At 35.1% G+C, this 22,630-nt stretch carries 24 protein-coding genes and 1 pseudogene; 5 read left to right on the plus strand and 20 right to left on the minus strand.

What is annotated here, in order from left to right; translation table 11 throughout:
- Nucleotides 1–362: 362 nt before the first annotated feature.
- The 12 genes and pseudogenes from JNUCC41_RS04760 to JNUCC41_RS04815 form a co-directional block, all read right to left on the minus strand.
- Nucleotides 363–1,496: pseudogene (locus tag JNUCC41_RS04760) on the minus strand (glycosyltransferase family 4 protein); the annotation flags it as partial.
- Entirely contained in the window at nt 1,493–2,593 is a 1,101-nt protein-coding gene (locus tag JNUCC41_RS04765) for a CotS family spore coat protein (RefSeq protein WP_192206609.1), read from the minus strand. The gene JNUCC41_RS04765 and the pseudogene JNUCC41_RS04760, both read right to left, overlap by 4 nt.
- A 729-nt stretch (nt 2,594–3,322) precedes the next feature.
- Nucleotides 3,323–4,594 (minus strand): MFS transporter, encoded by a 1,272-nt coding sequence (locus JNUCC41_RS04770; protein ID WP_192206610.1) that lies wholly within the window; start codon nt 4,592–4,594, stop codon nt 3,323–3,325.
- An 11-nt stretch (nt 4,595–4,605) separates the two neighbouring features.
- Nucleotides 4,606–5,259 carry an ArsR/SmtB family transcription factor gene (locus JNUCC41_RS04775; RefSeq protein WP_192206611.1) on the minus strand — a complete coding sequence of 218 codons (654 nt, stop codon included), beginning with the start codon at nt 5,257–5,259 and terminating at the stop codon, nt 4,606–4,608.
- Between the two features lie 257 nt (nt 5,260–5,516).
- Nucleotides 5,517–5,900 carry a DUF1259 domain-containing protein gene (locus tag JNUCC41_RS04780; protein ID WP_076370413.1) on the minus strand — a complete coding sequence of 128 codons (384 nt, stop codon included), beginning with the start codon at nt 5,898–5,900 and terminating at the stop codon, nt 5,517–5,519.
- Nucleotides 5,901–6,038: 138 nt separating this feature from the next.
- Entirely contained in the window at nt 6,039–6,239 is a 201-nt protein-coding gene (locus JNUCC41_RS04785) for a hypothetical protein (protein ID WP_192206612.1), read from the minus strand.
- Nucleotides 6,240–7,024: 785 nt separating this feature from the next.
- Nucleotides 7,025–7,534, minus strand: a complete 510-nt coding sequence (locus JNUCC41_RS04790; RefSeq protein ID WP_192206613.1) for a YfiT family bacillithiol transferase — start codon at nt 7,532–7,534, stop codon at nt 7,025–7,027.
- Between the two features lie 100 nt (nt 7,535–7,634).
- On the minus strand, nt 7,635–7,835 hold the full coding sequence (locus JNUCC41_RS04795) for a hypothetical protein (protein WP_192206614.1): 201 nt from the start codon (nt 7,833–7,835) through the stop codon (nt 7,635–7,637).
- Nucleotides 7,813–7,989: a hypothetical protein gene (locus JNUCC41_RS04800; protein ID WP_192206615.1), complete on the minus strand. Its 177-nt coding sequence runs from the start codon at nt 7,987–7,989 to the stop codon at nt 7,813–7,815. The genes JNUCC41_RS04795 and JNUCC41_RS04800 overlap by 23 nt, the downstream gene beginning before the upstream one ends.
- Before the next feature lie 262 nt (nt 7,990–8,251).
- Nucleotides 8,252–9,391 carry an FtsW/RodA/SpoVE family cell cycle protein gene (locus JNUCC41_RS04805; protein ID WP_228467541.1) on the minus strand — a complete coding sequence of 380 codons (1,140 nt, stop codon included), beginning with the start codon at nt 9,389–9,391 and terminating at the stop codon, nt 8,252–8,254.
- Nucleotides 9,392–9,898: 507 nt separating this feature from the next.
- Nucleotides 9,899–10,657 (minus strand): class I SAM-dependent methyltransferase, encoded by a 759-nt coding sequence (locus JNUCC41_RS04810; RefSeq protein ID WP_192206617.1) that lies wholly within the window; start codon nt 10,655–10,657, stop codon nt 9,899–9,901.
- 314 nt (nt 10,658–10,971) lie between these two features.
- Nucleotides 10,972–11,589: an NUDIX hydrolase gene (locus tag JNUCC41_RS04815; RefSeq protein ID WP_192208045.1), complete on the minus strand. Its 618-nt coding sequence runs from the start codon at nt 11,587–11,589 to the stop codon at nt 10,972–10,974.
- A gap of 240 nt (nt 11,590–11,829) precedes the next feature.
- On the opposite strand from JNUCC41_RS04815, the gene JNUCC41_RS04820 reads away from it, so the two are divergent.
- Complete coding sequence (locus tag JNUCC41_RS04820) at nt 11,830–12,489, plus strand: TetR/AcrR family transcriptional regulator (RefSeq protein ID WP_192206618.1); 660 nt, start codon at nt 11,830–11,832, stop codon at nt 12,487–12,489.
- A 156-nt stretch (nt 12,490–12,645) separates the two neighbouring features.
- Nucleotides 12,646–13,473: a DUF4097 family beta strand repeat-containing protein gene (locus JNUCC41_RS04825; protein WP_192206619.1), complete on the plus strand. Its 828-nt coding sequence runs from the start codon at nt 12,646–12,648 to the stop codon at nt 13,471–13,473.
- Nucleotides 13,474–13,855: 382 nt separating this feature from the next.
- On the opposite strand, the gene JNUCC41_RS04830 is transcribed toward JNUCC41_RS04825, so the two are convergent.
- The 4 genes from JNUCC41_RS04830 to JNUCC41_RS04845 form a co-directional block, all read right to left on the minus strand.
- A complete protein-coding gene (locus JNUCC41_RS04830) occupies nt 13,856–14,269 on the minus strand; it encodes a hypothetical protein (RefSeq protein ID WP_192206620.1) in 414 nt (137 codons plus the stop codon).
- 894 nt (nt 14,270–15,163) lie between these two features.
- Entirely contained in the window at nt 15,164–15,709 is a 546-nt protein-coding gene (locus tag JNUCC41_RS04835; RefSeq protein ID WP_192206621.1) for a DUF1697 domain-containing protein, read from the minus strand.
- Between the two features lie 95 nt (nt 15,710–15,804).
- On the minus strand, nt 15,805–16,458 hold the full coding sequence (locus JNUCC41_RS04840) for a Vat family streptogramin A O-acetyltransferase (protein ID WP_192206622.1): 654 nt from the start codon (nt 16,456–16,458) through the stop codon (nt 15,805–15,807).
- Nucleotides 16,459–16,486: 28 nt separating this feature from the next.
- Entirely contained in the window at nt 16,487–17,371 is an 885-nt protein-coding gene (locus tag JNUCC41_RS04845; protein WP_192206623.1) for a Vgb family protein, read from the minus strand.
- 359 nt (nt 17,372–17,730) lie between these two features.
- Between JNUCC41_RS04845 and JNUCC41_RS04850 the strand changes: the two genes are divergently transcribed.
- Nucleotides 17,731–17,898, plus strand: a complete 168-nt coding sequence (locus tag JNUCC41_RS04850) for a hypothetical protein (RefSeq protein WP_192206624.1) — start codon at nt 17,731–17,733, stop codon at nt 17,896–17,898.
- A 640-nt stretch (nt 17,899–18,538) separates the two neighbouring features.
- Here the strand turns inward: JNUCC41_RS04850 and JNUCC41_RS04855 are convergent.
- Nucleotides 18,539–18,910 (minus strand): hypothetical protein, encoded by a 372-nt coding sequence (locus tag JNUCC41_RS04855; RefSeq protein ID WP_192206625.1) that lies wholly within the window; start codon nt 18,908–18,910, stop codon nt 18,539–18,541.
- 82 nt (nt 18,911–18,992) lie between these two features.
- On the opposite strand from JNUCC41_RS04855, the gene JNUCC41_RS04860 reads away from it, so the two are divergent.
- Nucleotides 18,993–19,943 carry a right-handed parallel beta-helix repeat-containing protein gene (locus tag JNUCC41_RS04860; RefSeq protein WP_192206626.1) on the plus strand — a complete coding sequence of 317 codons (951 nt, stop codon included), beginning with the start codon at nt 18,993–18,995 and terminating at the stop codon, nt 19,941–19,943.
- A 397-nt stretch (nt 19,944–20,340) separates the two neighbouring features.
- On the opposite strand, the gene JNUCC41_RS04865 is transcribed toward JNUCC41_RS04860, so the two are convergent.
- Nucleotides 20,341–20,715 (minus strand): peptidylprolyl isomerase, encoded by a 375-nt coding sequence (locus JNUCC41_RS04865; protein WP_192206627.1) that lies wholly within the window; start codon nt 20,713–20,715, stop codon nt 20,341–20,343.
- Between the two features lie 436 nt (nt 20,716–21,151).
- Between JNUCC41_RS04865 and JNUCC41_RS04870 the strand changes: the two genes are divergently transcribed.
- Nucleotides 21,152–21,466 (plus strand): hypothetical protein, encoded by a 315-nt coding sequence (locus JNUCC41_RS04870; RefSeq protein ID WP_192206628.1) that lies wholly within the window; start codon nt 21,152–21,154, stop codon nt 21,464–21,466.
- 250 nt (nt 21,467–21,716) lie between these two features.
- On the opposite strand, the gene JNUCC41_RS04875 is transcribed toward JNUCC41_RS04870, so the two are convergent.
- The gene (locus JNUCC41_RS04875) at nt 21,717–21,911 is read right to left on the minus strand and encodes a CDGSH iron-sulfur domain-containing protein (RefSeq protein WP_081109037.1); all 195 of its coding nucleotides are present in this window, start codon (nt 21,909–21,911) and stop codon (nt 21,717–21,719) included.
- Between the two features lie 326 nt (nt 21,912–22,237).
- Nucleotides 22,238–22,510, minus strand: a complete 273-nt coding sequence (locus JNUCC41_RS04880; protein WP_192206629.1) for a hypothetical protein — start codon at nt 22,508–22,510, stop codon at nt 22,238–22,240.
- Between the last annotated feature and the right edge of the window lie 120 nt (nt 22,511–22,630).

Consider the following 22,630-nt stretch of genomic DNA (forward strand, 5'->3'; position numbering starts at 1 on the left):
TTTTCGACTTGTTTCATTTGAAAAACTTCTCGAGAAAAATGTGGAAAAGGATTTTTTTTTGAGTCTAAGGGGTCCCTTAAATTGTAATTTTTTTATAAAGGCTGGTTTTGTAAAGATTGTTGCATAAAATTGAAACTTGGGGTGGTTCTGGAGAGCTTTAAGGTTAACTTGCTTACAAATAGGGGGAGTAGGGGCAGGTCCTGCAAATGTATCCTCGCCAATCATTTTGTTTTTCGCATCCTTTAGAAATTGTTCACATAAATGTTATCCCTGCAGCACCAGTGACAAGTCTGTTTAAGTAAAAGCAACTCCAGTATAGTGTAATCCATGTTCATATAACTCTTGATTGGTCTAAACAGTCATTTTTTCCAAACTTCAAGTATATCAGATCCTACTCGATCCCATTTATATAAAGTAAGGGCAAGTTCCCTGCCCCGTTCGCCCATTTTTTCCATTAGTGATCTGTTTGATAGAATTTCTGTAATCTTTTCTGTAAAACATCCGGGATCTTCTGGATTCTCTACTACAAGCCCATTCTCTCTTATACGAATGACCTCTGGATTTCCGCCTCTTGCCGTTGTTACGATTGGGAGCCCTGCACCCATCGCTTCATAATGGACGCGTGCAAGCGGTTCTTGCCATATTGATGTACACACGAATAAATCAGCGGCAGCAAACCAATTTTGTATTTCACTAGGTGCGACAAAACCAGTTGAAACAACTGGGATAGGCAGCTTTTTTGCCAATGCTCTTACATAAGCTACATAATCAGTTACATCATTTTGGCTGAACCATTTACTTCCTACAATAACTAAAGCTAAATCCTTAAATTTACTTGAAAGCTCAGGTAATGCCCGGATTAGCCTATCAACGCCTTTATTATTGGATAGTCTTCCTGCAAATAATATGACCGTTTTGTTTTCAAGACCGTTTGCTTTACGTATTTCATTACGAATTCCTTGCATTTTCGAGTGACTGCCGGGTAGAAATCGATTGGTGTCTACACCAGAATAGATTGTGCTAATCTTTGATGAAGCTTGTGGATATAAGTCTTTTATGACATTGCCTATATAATCACTGACAGTTACAATATTTGTAACTTCTTCAATGGCAGCTTTTGCTTCTTCCGGATTGATTTTCTCTGGATTAAACATATCATTATGCATGCTGAGGATAATTTTTGAATTAGGTGCCGCTTTTCGGACAGGAAGGACTAGTCGAGGTCGATTGAATATATGAATTAGATCGAAATGATTTGTTTGAAGATAGCTAATAACCTCTTCTCGATATACTTCGAATATTTTTCCTGGTACACGTACATAACGGTTTCCATCAATCGTTTCTTGATCAGGGAGTGATGGGTCATTAATTCCCAAAACCGTAATATCATGGACTTTACTTAAATATGGCAGGGTGCCTGATATATAGGTTTGGATGGCACCACCTAGTACTGGAGGAACCGGAAGCTTTTCGGTACAAATCATTAAAATTTTCATGTTTGTTCTATTCCCTTCCAATCATCTTTAATTTCTTCTAAAACTGGCCATTTTGTCTGATCGGTATCAACAATTGTTTGAATCATGGCTGTTGTTTGATCATTTAGAAATAATTCAGGTTCATATACTACTTCTTTAACATTCTTGTAAAATTCATTTGGACCAGATAAATCGATCATTAAGATATCATATAGCTCCGATGAAATTGGATTTGCCTCGTGATAGGACTTGATCATTTCTCTTACCCAAGTTGCATCCCATCTATATAAATCTGCCATTGTGCCGGTAATCAGTTTTCTCAAATCGCGAATGGGAAGGTCATAAGCAACACCGTCAAGGTCAATAATCCACATACCATTAGCTCCCATTTGACCATTTGACCAGCCATAATCTTGATGCACTAACCCCCAATATTCATTTCCTTGTTGTGCTAACTCTAAATAGCTTGATTCATTTAATTTTTCCAAGCTTCTTTTTGCTTGTTCTTCGAATTGATCTAAAACATTCAGCAAGTGGGGGCTTGCAGGCATTTCTTCATATGCATTGGCAATGTTTCGAAACCAATCCATTTTGTTAATGACTTTTTCATAAGTCGCTGGCCATTTATATAATCTGGATGCAACTTCAGCTTGTTGAGGCGGAACATAACCTTTGCTTAAAAGGTGGAATTCGCCGAGAGCATTACAAAGGTGTTTGGCTCCTTCCAAATCTTTTGTTACAGGTGCCAATGATTCGATCCACTCAGCGACGAACCATAACTTCCCTCCAGCCTCAACATAATCTTTTCCATCTTTGGTTTTCACGATGGGCGGTACTCTTGCTTCCTTAACATTGACTAAATATTCTTGTGCTCCCAAGCTAAACATACTTCTAGTAGGTCTTCTGTGTAAAAGCTTTAAGCTCTTTGGCCCTGAACTTGTTTCCATTTTCCATATAGAGCCGCCTTTATCTGGTTTTGTTGTAACAACATGCATGTTCTGAACGGAGAAACCGTAATGTTCAAGAACTTCCAGTGCCATTTTCTCAATATATTCAGGAACAAAAAACTCATAAGTAAGTTCATCTTCTTCCCAAGGCACAATTATTGCGTTCTCCATGAAAACCCCTCCTGTAATATATTTAAAAGTATTTTCAACCAAATAAAGGGTAAGGTCACGACAGATTCATTATGTTCCAATATCAGGTTGTATCCATATACAAGCATAGTTTTATACTCTAATGTTGAATATTGTTCTTTATTAAATATCCGTGATTAGTCAACACAGCTGGAGTAGTCATACTTTTTATTAACCTATGTGGGAAAAAAACTTTTGTATCAGACAATTCACCCAAATTGTTAGGTAATTGGGTTCTAGTGCAAATATGCCCCGTTAGAATCGTCAATGGAATATAGGCTGCTCCAAATAATTCATTGATAAATTCAAGCTCGCCTCGGATGATTCAATTGAATATATAAAAGCATGTTCTGATCAAACTTTTAAAACACGCTTTACCTTTCGTTTGTTTGTCGCTTTTTTATCATGGCTGTTTTCGCATACTTTGTTGCTATTTACCAAGTAAAGCGGTGTGGTTGATTTTCCCTCCAGATGCTTGCTTTCCGCGGTGCTCCCGCAGGAGTCTCGCACTTGCACTCCAATCAACCTTAAATCGTTTAGTTTTAAAAACAACAATCTTTACGAAAAGAGCCTTTATCATCGAAGGGGAAGCACCCAAACTACGGCATTTTGTATGATGAGCAATTCCCAGCAAAAAAAGCCATTTCCTATACGTTAGGAAATGACTTTTTTATTTCGCCTATTGTGCTAAAGCATCTGTTAGTTCAAATCTCATTTTTTACTTCCCCGGGACCAGATAACCACTGGAATCAATAATAAAGATAATAACCCTCCAATAAATGATAATGTTGTATAACTTGAACCAGCCACAATCATTCCGGATAAGGCTCCGCCAGAAGCTCCTGATAATGCAATTAAAACATCCACTTTACCTTGAGTTTTAGCCCGAGTTGAAGTTTCAGTTGAATCAACAATCAGAGCAGTCCCACTTATTAAACCAAAATTCCAACCTAATCCAAGTAAGGAAAGAGCAATTACAAGGAAAATCATGGAATCACCTGGTGCAATCGCTGATATCAAACCTGCCAGAAGCAAAGTGGCTCCAGAGGCAATAGCCATGGCAGTACGACCAAACTTATCAACAAGGAAACCTGTAACCAGTGACGGGAGATACATGGCACATACATGAAATCCAATAACAAGACCTATATCACCCAAGTTATGTCCATGATGTCCCATATGAACTGGTGTCATTGTCATGATAGCCACCATTACGATTTGAGTAAGGACCATAATTGTCGCACCAACAATAATTCCTCTTTTGTTTGCTATTTGTTCAGTATCAGTCGAATGTTCTAATACCTTTCTTTCTTGGTTGGACGCTTCTATCGTTCTTGCTATCACTAATGGGTCTGGGCGAAGCATGACGAAAAGTACAAGACCTGCCAGGATAAATGCTGCTGCTGATAAAATGAAAGGACCAGCAAGTGATGGAATGCCAATATATGTAGCAAAATCCCCCATTACATTCACTAAATTCGGACCTGCAACTGCACCAAATGTTGTAAACACCATTGTAATACTAATAGCAGTAGCTCGTTGTTTATTGTTCGCTAAGTCCGTACCAGCGTAACGAGCTTGTAAATTTGTCGCAGTACCTGCACCATAAATAAGCAGGGAAGCAAATAAAAGGAAAACACTATTTATTATAGCTGCAGTTATGACTCCTATTGCCCCAAGTCCACCTATCATAAAACCCGCTGTTAGACCTGTACGACGACCGTAACGTTGAGAAAGTCTCCCTACGATTAAAGCAGCCCCTGCAGACCCTAAAGTAAATAAACCCGAAGGAAGTCCAGCAAATGCATCTGTGCCAAGCATTTGTTGTGCAAGAAGTGCTCCCACCGTAATTCCAGCAGCTAACCCAGCACCACCAAAAATTTGAGAAATACTTACAATCATTAATGTGCGTTTGTATAACATTTTTTGTTTTTCTTGAGAATCTACATAACTCCGGTTCAATTGATATGCTTTATTGGACATTTGTTAATACCTCATTTATCATTCTGTAATTTCCAATCATGTACACCTTCCTCTAGACGAAATGCATTAAAACCTTTGGATCTTAAAAGTTCGACAGCTTCCACTGACATTAAACAGTAACAACCACGACAATAAGCAACCACATCACAATTGGTTGGTAAAGTTGAAAGTTTCTCACTTAACTCTTCAATTGGAATAGAAACTGCACCAGGGATATGAGCTTCTTCATATTCCTCCATAGGTCTTACATCCAACAAAATAACTTCACCTTTATCCATCCGTTCTTTAAGTTCTGAAAGTGAAACCCCATCCATGCCAAGGTTGACATTTAAGAACTCCTGCTTAATTTGTTGAACCTGTACAAACTGTTTTTCTGATAATGTATGCAAGGAAGCTAAAAAATCCGAAATGGCTGCATCCGCCAGTTCGTAAATGACGTAGTTCCCTTTCTTCTGAAACTTTACCAATCTAGAATTAGCAAGGGTTTGTAAATGTTGAGATACATTCGCCACAGACATATTAGCAGCTTTAGATAATGCCTCCACCGACCTTGGACCTTGAGATAAAATATCAAGAATTTCCAATCGTTTTGGACTAGAAAGACTTTTACCTATTCTTGCGAACTCTTGATACAATAAATCTTTTAAGTTACGATCCTTAAACATGTAAAATCACCATCTATCTATTCAAGTGTTTTATTGAATACTTGAATATTAAGTAAAGTTAAAAGAAATGTCAAACAATTCCTTATAAAATTTCACTCCAACCGTTTGTTAAAAATCCCCCTTTAGTACTTAGGTTCCATAAGAAAAAGCCGCCTTAAAGACAGCTCCAATCATCAGCTAACGCACCTATCAGTTCAACAAAACCGGGTTTTCACCGTGTATTATGCTCATCAAAAATCAGACAAGTGGGAAATCCGTTAGTTCCTTAACGCTTTTCTGACTTTCTTTGCAAAAACTAATGGATCATCAACAGCTTCGATATTAACGTATATCAAATTCGGATCATCAAATAGCCACTCATTGTGTATCGATGAAACTATTATTCCTTGTTTAAGAATCAAAGCGACAAAATTCTCGACTTCACTTTGCAAGAGTGCTACCCTACCTAGGCACAATGCTTGTCCAGTCTTATCTCTTGATTCAAATGAGAAAGAAGAGGTCACCCTAAAACGTTTTCCTAAAATTTTTGCTTTTATTTCATTTCGATTTATGGTTGTCACACATTTTCCACCCGCAAATCCTTCTTGGCCGCCGATAATCCTAGCAAACTTTTGACAAATTAATTCATCATTAGATGCCATCTATTCATCCCCTCCCTAATATTAATAGGATATGAATCAATGAATAGATTCGAAACGGATATGCATCTATTTTGAAATGAAAATCATTTTTATATCTTATTCAAACTATCCTGCTCCTGTTAGTTGAGGATGCTAAACTCAATAATTTTCTTTTTTCCAACGTTTATATTCTACAAACTCTAAAAAACCATAAGCCGCTATCATTGATAAAATGGGGACAACATAATACTTCGGAGGTCCAAATATAAAGATAACAACAATGAAACCTGCAATAAAAAGTGCTGTATTTAAAAGATATGATTTCTTTCGATATTTTAAATAAAGTTTTACCTTATCCATTACTTTTCCTTTCACGCCAAACATATTCACTAATATTTTTGTTATCCTTCTTGAACTATTCTGCCCCGATAGTTCTATAAAGAAAAAGCTGCCTTAAAGACAGCTCCGATCTTCGGCTAACGCACCTGTCAGTTCTATAAGACTTATTGTAGAGTTAACACAAACTATGTATTAGTGATCGGCTTTTTTCTTATCAAAATCTCCCCATAACCAACTAAAAAGGGAATGAAATGCTACGAAACAGAATGCGTATGCTAAATTCTCTAACCAATTTATCGTTTGCCCCCTGAAGTATTGCAGACCAGAGCTTGCAATATACATGAGTATGAAACCCACTATATAACTAATGAAAAATCTTTTCTTTGTTATTGCCATAAATACAAACTACTCCTATTCTTTGGCAGGCAATCCAAATAACCTGCCCCGTTAGTTACATAAGACTTATTGTAGAGGTGACATATAATGTGACATAAAAAAAGACGGTTTTACCGTCTAATAGATTGCACTAGTTTTCTTAGTAAAAACAAAACTAATATTGCGAAAAGAGAAGTTAGAATTAATCCTGGAATACTTATAGTAGTTAACAAGTTCACACCGCCCAATTAATAACATTAACTAAATTTTAGGTGTTGATACAAAAATAGTCAATAATCAAGGTTCGAATAAGCTACGCTTCTAGAACTATCCTGCCCCTTTAGTTGAATAAAACTTCTGTAATTATTCCTTATATTAAACTTTAAAAATGGCTTATCGAGGTTCGATAAGCCACTTTTATACATATTGTATTATTTGGATAATGCGATTTTTATATGGGCTAAATGATGCTCTTCGTGCCAAGCTAATTTTGAAACTTTAGTTGCAACTGTTATTATACCGTTTGTCTGGTGAGTAAAAGCTCGATCTAATTGCTCTTCAGTTAAACTATCTCCTAAAGATACGATGCGCTCATTTATACCTTCTAACATTTTAATAGAACTTTCTACAGGAAGCTTTGTATCCGGTTGAATAGCCCACTTTTCTTCATCAAAAGCTGGTACTGTTGGATTCTCATCTGTTAAAGCCAGCTTCAAACGTTGATACATGTTCAACTGAGAATCTGCAATGTGATGAACAAGTTGACGAACTGTCCAGCTACCTTCACGATAAGTTCTGCTTAATTCCTCATCACTTAATGAGTCGACAGTTTCTCTTAATCGAATCGTGTAAGTTTCGATTTCCTTTAGCCATTCTTGAATATTTTCTAATGTTACTTTTTCAGGAACTTGTAGTTTCCCAATTGGGTATCTTACATCCATTTTCAATCCCCCTTTTCCTTATTCTTTATTTCATTAATATTTCGGTATTAACGTTTAATTTTATCACTTCAACAAACTGCTTCGTAATTCAAAAGCCTATTCAATTAAAAGGCCCTATTTTCGACATTACATCATAGTTAAGCAGAGAAATGGTATTATCGTAGTCTCCCCAGTGAATTACCGTAAGCTCATTATTATTAGTTGCTACATACTTTCGAATTTTATTCATGGCATCAGCCCAATCTCCCTCTTGGAACGGCCAATATCCTGCAAAGCCTTCATATGTGACCCGCCCCATCAAGGTGCGTCAGCCCCTTCTGGAACATGAAAAGACCATCATTTGTGGAATCCACGATGCCAGGCATTGCCCAGCTTACCATGTTGTTTTCTTTACCTTTCGTCCCCGTAAAGATACCGTCCAATGTGTTGCTTACGTTTGCAATTATTTTCCCCATATCCCCCCCTCTATTCTTCTTGAATTTAACGAGTAAAAACATCCTCTGAATTAACTTCGATTTACTTACGAATGATCCCTTCTATTATTCAAGAAAATGACCCAATTGTTGAACAAAGGTCAAACAGCACTCTTCAACTATCCTGCCCCTTTAGTTACATAAGACTTTTTATTGAGTTGACAAAGACAGTGACATAAAAAAAGACGGTTTTACCGTCTAATAAATTGCACTAGTTTTCTTGATACCGGAATATTTAACCATTTTAATCAAACATAAATGTTTTTTTTCGATAGCTTATTGAAAAGACTAACCCCAACGCTAACATATTACCAATTAAGGAGCTTCCTCCATAACTTATAAAAGGTAAAGGTATTCCTGTTATAGGTACTAGGCCTATATTCATTCCGACATTCTCAAAAACATGGAAAAAAATCATAAAAGTAACACCGGTACATATGTAAGATTCAAAACTGTTTTTTACTTCTAGAGCTAACTTCACTATGCTCGAAATAAGGAGAAAATAAATTGTTACTACAATACTAGCTCCAAAGAAACCATATTTAGAAGAAATAACACTAAATATAAAATCCGTATGTGCTTCAGGAACATATATTCCCTTTTCCGGATAACCGTAAACCCCTCCTGCACCAATGGCTAATAATGCTTTGGTTAGATTATAACCTTCACCTGATGCATAAGATTCTGGATCAACCCAAGCATAAATTCTTCCTAATTGATATGTTGCGAATCCCATTGATTGAAGCATTTCAGGGTTAAAAAAGACTAAGTAAATAAGGATACTAGAAATTAAGGAAATAATAATAAAAATAACACTAATTATTTTCCATGATATTCCTGAAACAATAAAAATCCCTGTAAAAATACATATTAATACTAAAGACGTACCTAAATCTGGTTGTAGCATAATTAAAAGTATAGGAAGAGCTGTAGCAGCTCCCATCTTAATTAATAGTAACAAATCTGTTTTTAAAGTTTTAACTAAATATTTTTCATGATGTTTTTGTACTAAGAAACTCAAACAAATTATTAAGGATATTTTTGTAAATTCAGCTGGTTGTAAAGAACCAATTCCAGGTAATTGAAACCAGCTTTTGGCTCCATTTATTTTACGTGCTATTGACTCAGGTGCCAAAATCAATGCTATTAAAAGTATTATGCTAAATGAGTAAATAAACCAATTCAAGCGACAGATCTGTTCAGAATCTAAATACATAATTCCTGCAATTATTCCGATTCCTACTATATACCAGGTAATTTGTCTAAATAAAAAATTCCCTTCATATTGACCAAAATCTTGAGCATTTAATATAGCTATACAACTTGTTATAAATAGTAAAAGTAAAAGTGTAATTAGGTTGTAATCCAACTTTGAATTTTTCATTTTTTCCCCTTGTAAATATTTTCTTATGTTACAATTTAACATAATTATACTAAAAATGTAATTTTTTTAAAATAAAAGCACTCTTATTGTTCATACATTCTAGGTATACAATTGGATAAAAATAAGCATGGAGGATAACCAATTAAAAAAAGGGCTTAAAAGGTATCTTTTTTTTGTTATACGATTTTATTTTTTCTTTTTATTTGTTCTGTCATTAAATTTTGGCAGTAACATTTCCACATTTAAATATTATTTCACAAAAAGTAATTAATGGTATACAAGTAATTCATTAATAATAATCCTTTAGAGAAGAAATTCAATTAAACTAAACTGCCCTGATAGTTGCATAAAGAAAGAGCTGCCTTAAGGACAGCTCTGATCTTAAGCTAATGCACCCGTCAGTTTAACAGGTTTAGTTAGAAGTTTTTTAAAATAAGTAAAAGAACTGAGCATTATTTTTCGCTCAGTTCTTTTGCAAACATCCAGTTTCATAAATATGCGTTTATATTATTTTCGTACAGCTTCAAATGTAATGAGTAGGCTATCTTTTGATGGTTCCTTTTTGTAAGTATAATCGGCAGAACAAGTAATATTAGAAAAACCAATTGTTTCTAATATAAGTTTGAATTCTTCGATTCCGTACCATCTCATTGCAAACTTCTGTAATTCTGTGCCTACCAGCTTACCTTTTCTCCATTTCTCGTATTTTAAATAAGATAAGGTATATTGGTCGACCCAGTTGATTTCAATTGATTTGCTTTCTAATGAAATGCCTTCTTCGTTAGAAAGAGGAAAGGCTGCAGTAGTAATTTCTCCTGTACGCCAATTGCTTGGTAATTCCAAATCAACAATTACACGTCCTCCTGGCATTAAATGATTATAAAAGCATCTCAGAGCATCTTTAGCATCCATTAAATTTTCGATCAAGCAAAAGGAGCCTGTAGGTATAACGACAGCTTCATATTTTGATTCCAAAGAAAAACTACGTAAGTTACCCTCATATAGCTTCGGATTTAAGCCTCTTTCTTTGCATCGTTTTCGACAAGAATCTAACATTTCAGTAGAATAGTCAATGCCATCAACAATAAATCCATTTTCAAGCAAGGGAATTAAGAATCGACCTGAACCGACAGCAGCTTCAAGTATCTTCCCTTTAGTCCCTTTTAATCTTTCAAGATAATATTCAATATCACCGTCAATTGAATACCCCACTGGTTTGGTAAAATCATATACTTCCGTACTTAATGCACCATAATAACAAAACATTTCATTTCCTCCGATATTATATGCGGAAGAATTTTAATAGGATTCTTAAAACTTCCGCACCTCAAGTTTGTTAGATGTAGGTAAAGAGCTGACTATCATATTAAATCACTCACTTTCTATACAATATTGTTACATTATACACTTTCTTTAGACTCAATACGGTTATTTCAATGTGTATTACGTCCGTAAATATCTTATGCAACTATCCTGCCCCTTTAGTTGCATAAAGAAAAAGCTGCCTTTAAGACAGCTCCGATTTTCAGCTAACTTACCCGTTAGTTCAACACTGGGTAGAATGGAACTCAATTAAAAGATTAATCAAAATAAACGGGTTCTTGAGGATTTTTTAAATTTCTAAATGCCATCTCAATTTGTGTTCTTGTATTCCGAGCTTTTGATAACGTTGGTAGTTCATTTTCAGCAAAAAACTCAACTGCACTCGTTTCTATGCCTTTTATTGGTTGTCCGCCAATTATTTCACATTGGATAAACATTTTATAAACGTGATAAAGCGAAGGAGGATGGGGATGACACTTCTTATCAAGTACACCCAACAATTTTATTGCTTTTACTTCAAATCCTGATTCTTCTTTTACTTCTTTAATGGCGACTTCACTTGGAGTTAATCCGATGTCACCCCACCCACCAGGTAGCGCCCAGTCACCATCAGAATTTTCTCTGACCATTAATATTTTATTGTCCCTAAAGACCACAGCCCTGATATCTACCTTAGGGGTTGCATAACCCGTTTCACTTGCAAATAACGATTTTAATACTGTCTTATCCATATCTGTTTGTTGTGATAATATTTCAACGCTAATATTTCTTATTAATTCAAATCTCTCTAAGTCATAAACATCTTTTGAATAAGTTATTCCAGCTTGTGCAATGGATTGAAGTTGTTTCGCCCATTCTAGCCATTTAGGTTCGATTTACACCACCACCAATTTTTAATTACTAATTTTACCATATATATATATATCTATATTGATAAATTTCTAATGAACTATCCTGTCCCGTTAGTTGCATAAAGAAAAAGCTGCCTTAAAGACAGCTCCGATCTTCAGCTAACGCACCCTTTAGTTTAACAAGGAACTATCTATTGACATACAAATATTCACAAAATATAATACATACATACATACATACGTATGTATGTAGGAGGTGATAATTTGGCCCGTAATAAATATCCTGAAATAACGGCACAGAGAATTTTAGATGCTGCAACTAGACTTTTCCTTGAAAAAGGATGGGACCAGACAACAATCCAAGACATTATTGATGAATTGGGGGATTTAACTAGAGGCGCGTTCTACCATCATTTTAAATCTAAAGAAGATATTATAGATGCCGTTCTCAAACGATTGGCTTTGGAAAATAACCCCTTTGAACAAGCAGCGAAAATGGATGGTTTAAATGGTTTAGAGAAACTAAAAACTGCTTTTCAGCTTTCCTTTACTAATAATCAAGGACAGGGTGATGCGCTCAAATCTATCCCATCTATTTTAAAAAGTCCTACACTTATTGCCAATCAATTAATGGAATGTGTCAGAATAGGAGCACCAAGTATACAATCAGTTATTGAGGAAGGTGTAGAGGATGGTTCAATTTCCGTTCACTATCCAAAACAATCTGCTGAAACACTTATGATACTATCGAACATTTGGTTGAGTCCAATTATTTTTTCAGTAAATACAGAAGAATATATGCAAAAGGTAAAACACTTGCAAGAACTATTTAACGGTATTGGTTTGCCAATTATTGACGAGCAAATACTAACCTCTTTCGAAACTTTTCACAGAGAAAACTTCAATTTAAATAGGCTGTCATAAGGCAGTTTATTTTTTTGAATATATACATACATATATATGTATGTTGAAATTTGATAATTAGATTGATTTGTGTCGGAGTGGATGTAGCATCAATTATAAGTGGTTGGATGCAGATTCAAATGATTAAAATAAGCCAAAGAAAGGGAGGTAAATATTATGAAGGGTGCTCTAATTGCAGGAGGGGTTTCAGTATTGTTAATAGCCTCAGGAACTATTGAATTTTTTCTAAAAAAAGACTTCGTTCATAAGGAGGACTTAAAAGATATTTCCAAAATTATTGTGGATAGTGATGTTGTCAATGTTCATCTCAGTTCTGATGGTTCTAGGATGGACCTTGAGTACACAGGTAAAAAATCTATTCTAGGTGATCCCAAAGTTGATGTTACATATGAAGGCGATCAAGTTGTTATTAAGGTAAGAGAAGTAAATAATTGGAGACGAATTGCACCAATTAAAGCAAGCAGAGGAAACTTAGTTCTGAACATCCCATCTAAATTAATGGACCAAGTTCAAATTAGTACCGGAGTTGGAAAAATAGATGTTAGATATCCGAGCGAAATTAAAGAACTAACCCTAAATTCAGATGTAGGTACAATTAATGTAGATTACTTCAAAGGAGAATTTCTAAATGTATCATCAAATGTTGGTACTATTAATTTAGGAACAATCGATGGAAATATCAATGTAGATAGTATAGTTGGTAGAATAAAAATCGCAGACCTTTCTAATATGAAAGGAAAGAATAATATTAAATCTAATAATGGCACCATAAAAGTAGGAATACCTGGCGAAAAGACTCTTAATGAGGTAGGATTAAATATTTCAACTAAAACTGGAAGAATAACTTCAGAAAACAATAAACTAACAGGAGAAAACATTTATAATGTAGAACAACTTCCCCCAGGGAAGAAAGTCATTAATAGATACAAAGGAGATAAGGAATTAAATATAACTTCCTTTGTGGGTAATATAAAGATTTATTAAAAAGAAAAAGAAGGAGGATTCCCCTTCTTTTTCTGCTTTTTAAAAGGTCTTCAATTTTCTATATTTCATTATCTTCCAGTGCTTTTCTAACTTTTTTAGGATTTCAGAGGAGCTTAGCGTTGGCAGCAAGATTTTTTTTAATCATTTCTTTTCTTCCAAGAAAGCATAAAAAGGTCATACATTTTATGTAAATATATTCCACATCATCCTACTTTCCCTTTGGTACTCATCCATTTTATCTTACCATTTCTTTTTCAACTAATCTGCCCCGTTAGTTGCATAAAAAAAAGCTTCCTCAAAGACAGCTCTGATCTTTAGCTAATCACCCGTTATTAAGGATTATTGTAGAGTTGACACAAACTGCGAAATTATGAAACCTAATTTAATCATCAACATATTTAGTTAGCTCATTCAATTCTTTGTCATTAATATACCGATGTTTGTATGAAATCACACTATATTTAGTATATTTTTCTCCTGGCATACGAATAGTCATTTGAATTAACTTAAAAGGTGGGTTGATGGGTCCCTCATATCCAATTACATGTAATGACACATCATATGTATCATTTTGAATATCTCTTGAAATTTTTTCAATTCTATTAAATGTGAATAATTGACTATCACCGTGTTTTTCCATGACTTCAAGAATGGTTCCACCAAGATATCTTAGAAAAGCTAATTCCATAATGGAAGGTGGCTTGTTTTGAGGAATTGTTTCAATTGTGTTTTTTGCTTCAGTAGCACTACTAGACGAAATGAAAAGAATAAGAAAGAGTAAGGCTATTTTTTTCATTATTAAGTCTCCTTGTAGATTATTTTCTTATTTTTTACAAGAAGATAGGTTTTATCCATAAAATTCTTTATTGCACAGTTCGAATACACTGTGCTTGTGGAACTATCCTGCCCCGTTAGTGCCATAAGAAAAAGAGCTGCCAAAGCAACTCTCTTATTGAAGTAAAGCACCTCTTAATTTAAGAAAGGTCATCAGTATTATCTAAGACTTAAACACCAAATATCACTGTCCCTAAAATCATATATACTAAAGGAAATATTAATAAGACCGAACTTAAAATGATAGCACCAAGTGTCAAAAAATTCTTTTGTATTTTATGTGCTTTTGAAGCGAAGAAAAGACCAATAGGACAAAATACTAAAGGAAAAAATATAGGCAATCCTTGGATCTTTTCGAGTGTAACAATATCAAACAGAAAATTCACAATGAACATTAGAGGAACAAGGAATAATAAATAAGAAACAATAATGAATGTCTTTCGCACAATAAGCTCCTTTGAAAAGTTATGTTTCTTAGATTCTAACATAAAAAAGGTGTATTTTGGTAAATTCCCCATTCCCTTATGAAACTATCCTGCCCCTTTAGTTCCATAAGAATAGCCTCCTAAAGATAGCTCCGATCTTCAGCTAACGCACCCGTTAGTTCATTAAGAAAAGCGTTTCTTATTAAAGAATCGCGCCCTATTGTTGAAGATTGATTAATTTAATTCAACTGGTGTTTATTGCAGAACTTTCATAAAGTGTCATATCAGCAAAAAAAGGGTGGATATCTAAAAAGTACCTAACCTCTTTTGTTACCATAACGAGTGTTATAGGCCCAGTGACAGGGTTTTTGATCTAATTCGCCAGATAGTTTCCAATTAATAGAAAATAGTTCTTGCTAGTATCATGTAATTCACACCTCTGCAGCTTGCATAAGTTCGTATATTTTGCGAGTTGTATTTACATTCCTGATTGTTATTTGTTGATATGGCTTTGAACCAACGAGTTTAGCCATACCGGATTTGGTGATTTTTTCTTTTTCAACCGACCATAGAATGGCTCCAGGAACGTATCTCACCGTATCAATTTCTGGTTTGATGACCAGCTTATTAAGCACTGACTCATCATCAATTTCGTCCCATAAAAACAGCACATCGCTTCTCATCTGTTGGTCGTTCGTCCAAGATTCTGGAAGGGAGTGTATGACTTTTTTAACATCATCAAAACTACGGACTAAAACTTTGATTTGTAATCCGAAGTTTGTTTGTATAGCCTCTTCTAAAATATGGGATATTGTTGTTTTTGATTGGCCATTCACTGTGAAAATAATATTACCTGAATTGATATATGTAACTACAGAGCTCATACCCACTCGTTCAAAAGCTTGTTTAAGCAACTTCATGTTAATTTTATTTTTCCCACCAACATTGATTCCCCTAAGCAGTGCGACATAGACCATGATAATCCTCCTATTAGTTTGCATTTTATATAAATCATTTGATGGATTAGAGCAAGAACCCCTGTCACTGGGCCTTATAGACAGTTTTTATTTTGTCATATTTTATTTTTAAAATTTCTTAGATTCTCCATTTCTCCATTCACTATCACATCAATATGAGCAGAAATGATATCAATATCTAAATCCCACCATTTAATTTCAAGCAATTCGTTAATGATTTCTTCTGAGAAACGGGTATTAAGTTTCTTTGCAGGGTTTCCTCCAACGATAGTGTAAGGGTCCACATCTTTTGTAATAACCGATTTGGTTGCTACAATTGCACCATCCCCTATTTTTATTCCAGGCATAATGACAGTATCCATTCCTATCCAAACATCATTTCCAATTATGGTATCACCTTTAAACGGCAACTGATCTAACGTTGGCGCATATTTCTCCCAACCGTGTCCGAAAATATTGAATGGGTAGGTTGAAAAACCATCCATTCTATGATTAGCTCCATTCATAATAAAGGTTACACCAGGTGCTATGGCGCAAAATTTCCCAATGACAAGTCGGTCACCGAAGAATTCGTAGTGATATAACACTTGATCTTCAAAAGATTCACCATTTCTTGCATCGTAATATGAGTATTCACCCACAATAATGTTTGGTCTAGTAATTGTATTTTTTATAAATTGCACGACGCGATTCCCTTTAATCGGATATTTATCTTTAGGATTTGGCCCATGTTGCTTATTTGATTCCATGGATATCCACTGCCTTTCAGGATTTTCATTATAAACTTAGCCGACCTATCTTGTTACATTCCTCAGCGAACCAAATGGCACCATCAGGTCCTAATACAATTCCATGTGGCTCCGCATTTTGTGTAGGAATTGGATATTCCGTAATTTCACCTTGCATTGTAATTCGGCCAATTTGATTACTTCCCCATTCAGTGAACCATAAAGCACGGTCAGGACCCGTTACTATTGCGTGTGGGCGAGCATTTGCAGTAGGGATGGTATATTCACTTATTGTTCCAGAGGTAGTAATTCTACCGATTTTATTTTCGTTAATTTCCACAAACCAAAGTGCATCGTCCGGTCCACTTGTAATACCTACAGGACCAGCATGTTTTGTTGGCAAAATGTAATTAGTCACTTCTCCGAGCATCGTAATCCGACCAATTTGATTACTCTGATTCTCAGTAAACCAGATGGCTCCGTCAGGTCCAGCAACAATAAAAGAGGGATAGGAGCCCGGATTCGGTATATCATACTGAATAATTTCACCTGATGGTAAAATTCGCCCTATTCTATTACCATTCATTTCGGTAAACCAAATGTCTCCATTGTGTCCTTCAGTTATTCCAAAAGGTGCTGAATTTGGACTCGGGAGAGTATATTCGATGATTTCACCTGTTACTTCCAGTTTTCCAATTTTATTCGCCCTATTTTCCGTAAACCATACATCACCCTGAGTTGTGGAGATTATAGATAGCACACCTGCATTGGGTGTAGGAACAACGAAATGAGTGACTTCACCGTTAACAGTCATTCGACCAATTTGATTTGCTTTATGTTGTGTAAACCATAGCGCACCATCTTTTCCAGCAGTTATTCCATAAGGGCCTGAATCTATGTCAAGAAGTTCGTATTCGTCAATTTTTATCCCCACTACAATCCTCCTTCCTCTTGTATAAAGTTCTTCTAGTAATTCGTTATAAAATGATTGAATTCCTGCGAAAAAGGTCTTGCATACTCTATTCATATATCACAAACAGATTATTATTTCATTTTAATAATATTTAATTTTATTAGGTGTTAAAGATTAAGGTTTATTGAAAAAAAACGCAAACGTTTTGGTTATTTATGTTAAAATAAAATGATATTGTGATAATTTCTACTTAAATTTAAAGAGCCTTCATAATCCAGTAAACCTAATAGTATGGTTCTTTTTAATTCTGGCTTTATTTTTTGGAGCAATCGTATTAATAGTCGAAGCATTCAACCTATAAAAGTATCGGAGAATAAGCTATGAAATCTAAAATTTTCGATCTTATAATGTATATTTTATTAATTGCCTTTTGTACTTATTGGCTAATTTCAGAAGAGTCACCTGCTGTATATCTTGGGATTTTTGCTGTATGTGCAGTACTTTTCCTTGGTTATAAAATCAAGAAACTCAAAGAAAATAATTCTTAACAAAGAAGAATCCCCCTGATTTACTAATCAGAGGGTCCTTTTTTTGTTGATAAATGTTAATTAACTATCAAGTAGGTAAATTTTATTAGTTTCAAGAAACGCTTGTGCATATTTTCTATCCAAAGACACGTTTCCACTCTGAACAGTTTCCATATTTTCTCTTTAGCATCTTCATCCCCCAAACCGACCGAAAAGTATTTACCTAATTGTACATTTGAATCCAGATGAATTGCTATAAAATGGGCGAGTTCTTCTTCAACTAATCTGCCCCGATAGTTGCATAAAGAAAGAGCTGCCTTAAAGACAGCTCTGATCTTCAGCTAACGCACCCATTAGTTTAAGTGAATTTCTTCACAATTTTTATTTTTTTAACACCTTTTCTTTTCTATGCCAACTGCCCATACATAGGTGAATAAACACCATATTATATAAAAAATTTGGTTATTTATTTTTCCCACACTCTTCTTTCGTACTTATCCATAGCATTAAGAAATGAAAGGAATGTTTCCTTCGATATGTCTAACCACACACCAAGAATTATCAGCTTTAATTCTCATTCACAAAAATATCCTTGTTGTTTAGAAAGAATCCTGCCACCACAAGGTTGCAACTTCTTTCCACCTCGCTGTGAACCAGAGATTCAAATGACGATTTCAAATGGTGTCAACGGTTGTACCTTTAACATTACTGGTACAGTTACATGTTCAGGGCAACCAGTTTCGTCCGGAACGGTTTCCTTAACAGCATCATTGACTTCAGGGACAGGTTCAGTTACCGTTAGTCCTATTTTTGCATCTGTCAACAACGGCACATTCTCTGCAACATTAACAGCAACACAAGTTACAATTGGAATCGCAGAGGTAATGGCAACTACCACAGTAAATGGAATTACTGTATCAACGACTGCAACGACTAGTGTAACATGCCCAAGTTCTTGTGCTTTTAGAACTTGTACCGTTGATGTATCCTGTGGAGGAACATTTCCTTGTCCTCCCCCATCTGGAAACACCATAACTGTTGGTCCTGGACCTGGCTTTAATTTTTCTACTATTCAAGCCGCAGTAAACGCCGCAAATAACGGAGATATAATACTGGTGTTTCCAGGTAATTATCCTGAACAAATTACGATTCCTGCTGGTAAGGATAACCTCACCATCATTTCTCAAACACCGCAAGCAGCAATCATTACACCACCTCCAACAGGTTTGATAGGAAACCTTTCAATTGTTACAGTAAATGCACGATGTACTACGATTTCAGGTTTTACCATTACTGGTCCATCAACGACCCAGGGAAATTTAAGAAATGGAATATTTGTCACGATGGGGGGTTCAGCAGTAATTGAAAACAATTTAATTACAAATATAAGGGATAATCCATTATCCGGTCTCCAACAAGGGGCAGGTATAAATGTAGATCTTATGGGTTCTGCACAAATTATTAACAACATAATTACCAGCTACCAAAAGACAGGAATTCGAGTGAATGGTGCTGGAAGTTGCAGTGCTGTATTCAATAATACAGTCACTGGTGTAGGAGCAACAAGCGTTATTGCCCAAAATGGAATACAAATATCTCGTGGGGCAACAGCAATTGTTCAAAATAATACTGTAACAGGTAATATTTTCACTGGGCCAGGCGGTGTTGTATCTACTGGTATCTTATTATTTCAAGAAGTTGCAACAGCACCTGTTTGTGTCGATTTCAATAACATGTCCAATAACGATGCTGGTCTCGCTTTGGCTACGACCACTGGGGCATTGGTACAAGGAAATAACTCATCTAACAATACCCAATTGGGCATATTGGTAGAATCAGACTCCACTAATAATGTATTTATTCGCAATACTGCACTAGGTAACCCAACTTTTGATATTGAGGATGACTCAGTAGGTCAGCTATCTGCTATGACAGGTAACTTTTGGCTATGTAATACGTGTAATAAAGATAATAAAGGCGGGGCAATATGTTCATCTGTTAGTGAATTTCCAGAACTACCGATAGATCCACCAGTGCTAAGCAATGTATCAGTATCAGTGGATTAGTTTCATTTCATTAATTACCTTATTGCTTTCTTCCATGAATGCTCGGCTCTGCTCTTCCTTTTTCTTATTGTCTAAGTAATCATAGACTAAAAAAAGTATAAACGCGGCCATCAGCACACCTAACCCTAGAAAAACTCGTTTTTTAATTTCTTCACTTTATATCTCCTTGTCCAAAATTCTGTCTCTTTCACATTCTATTTATCATATTTACCCATCTGTAGAACTATCTGGTATTAAGCTGATCAAAAGCGACATAAAATAGGCTTCTCTCTTATTAAACTATCCTGCCCCGATAGTTCCATAAGAAAAAAAAGCTGCCTCAGCAACCCTTGTTATTGAAGTAAAGCACCCGTTAGTTCTATAACTTTGAATCTTTACAATGATTTTCCATTCTTTTTTATATACCTGAAACAACATCAAAAGGTGTAGATTCTCCATTAATTAACACATCTAGTGCTTTATGTTTATCATCTAACGTTAACTTATAGACACGTTGGACGATTACATCGTCATCTTCTTTCGTTACATTTAACTTTATTTTTAATGTATCCCCTTTTTCCTCAAGGTCAGTAATGACTTCACCTTTTGACTGATAAACAACATAAGCCGTCTTATCTCCTTCATTAATTAGCTGAAGTGTACTTTCAGAGTCAAGTGCATCTTGAACATCGTCTGGTACAACTTCTAATTCGCTAATACTTAATGTTGAATTATTAGTGTTACAAGCTGTTAAAAGAATTGATGTGAATAAAATTAATACTATTTTTCTCAAATTTTTATCTTCCTTCCCTTAAATTAACGAAGATGCATTACCTTATTATTCCATTATACCTTATTTCACTAATGTACGAAGACACAAAGATAAGTACATTGGGGACATGAATTTGAGTACATAGAGTTATTAATCCACTCAAAACCGCACCAATTCAATCTCTATCTGTTTTGAGATACAAAATCGGGTACATTATATACAGTCATATAAATTTATCTGTAAACACAAAGGGGAAGGCAATATCTATACCCTCCCCTTTTTCGAACACAACTTATTTTTTTAATCTTCTTGATTATTTTTGTGATCCTTAATGAACTAACCTGTCCCTTTAGTATAGTAATATAGTAACTAAACTGTAAACGGATTGTTACGCAAATAGCATTGTTGGAGGAGTTTTCAATGTATATAATTAAGACTCCTTAAGGAGTGATGAAAGATGATAAACGTAACAGTAGATAAGTTAAAATTCAAGAAACAATTATCGGCGATTGAACAAATCACACTGAAAGATTTTCTGTATACCTGGGTAGGTAGCTCAAGCAAGGGATTGGATGATTTTTTTCACCTTGAGTACACAGTAGATGTATTTGCCAAAATGGAAAAAACGGCGAATGACACCGATTTGTTGATTTCTGATGATGATTATTTCAGATACATAACATTGACGGAAGATAATCAAATTGTGATAGGTGTTTTAGATATGAATTCAGAATTAAAACATAGAATAATTTCACTAGATAAGATTAAATAATTCTTCGTTCTTTAACCCATACAAAAAGAGGCAGCGTGGTACACTGTCTTTTTTTTGTTCTGCGACGTTACTGAATTATCCTGCCCCTTTAGTTCATTAAGCAAAAAGGCCACCAAATGGCAGCCCCGGTTCTCAACTAACGCACCCGATAGTTCAACAACATACTCTTTCGTAAAAGAAAAATGAATCCGGCGACTTTTTTGGGTTCGATTTCCCAAAAGGGTGCCCTAAAGCTTCTATCCCACTAGCTTTATTCAGCCCTAACTACGCTTTCGAAATTACTTTTGTGGGATCCGTCACAAAAAGGTTTATTATCGGAAAGTCCACATCTGCATAAGGAAAAGGCTTCTTTTGTTTCAATTTTATTCCCTTCACCATCGACTAGCTCTACATTCCCTGATACACGTAATGAACCATTATCATTAACTTTAATAGTAGCTATAATAAATCACCTCTTTTTTAAAACATTTTTGCCATGGGGGAATGACTTTAAACGATAAATAAGTTCTACTTACTCAATATTATTTGATTAGCATCCTGAAATTACCAAAAAAAGAAGTGTCATACCAATAAAAACACACCACATTTTATCGCCCTCCCCCTTATTTTTAGAGGATATTACTTTAAAAAGTTCCAAAAACCTTATTCTACTAACCTGATCCTTTAGCTGCATAAGAAAAAGCAATCCTTCTTAATGATTAATCGCGCCCGTTAGTTCAACGTTAAGGAATCGACTTTTTTTACTTCTTCTTAATGAACTAATGCCCCCCGTTAGTTTAAGTGTAATTCTTCACAATCCTGTTGTTGAAAAAAGCGACCTCCCTCTTGAAAGATTGCACGATATTTAATAATAATAATAATCATTAACCTTTTGTGCACAGGATTGCAAAATAACCTGTTTTTAGGACGGAACAGACAGCCGTAGCCCACTGCTATGGCTTTTTTTCTTTCAAGTTTTTTTGGCTGTACTTTCTGCCTCTCATCACCCATTACAAACAAAGTACGTGCATAATAAATTCCCGTTTGGCTTGCCCTTACTGCCACTCAAACGTAGTCTCCTTATCCTCATCGTAGTATTTTTTTATATACTCGATGGAGTCTTTCCTTGGATGTTTAGCTACATAATCCGGCTCCTGAAAAATAAACATATACTGAATGATACTT

Origin of the sequence: Brevibacillus sp. JNUCC-41 (assembly GCF_014844095.1) — a bacterium.
Lineage (GTDB): Bacteria > Bacillota > Bacilli > Bacillales > DSM-1321 > Peribacillus > Peribacillus aracenensis.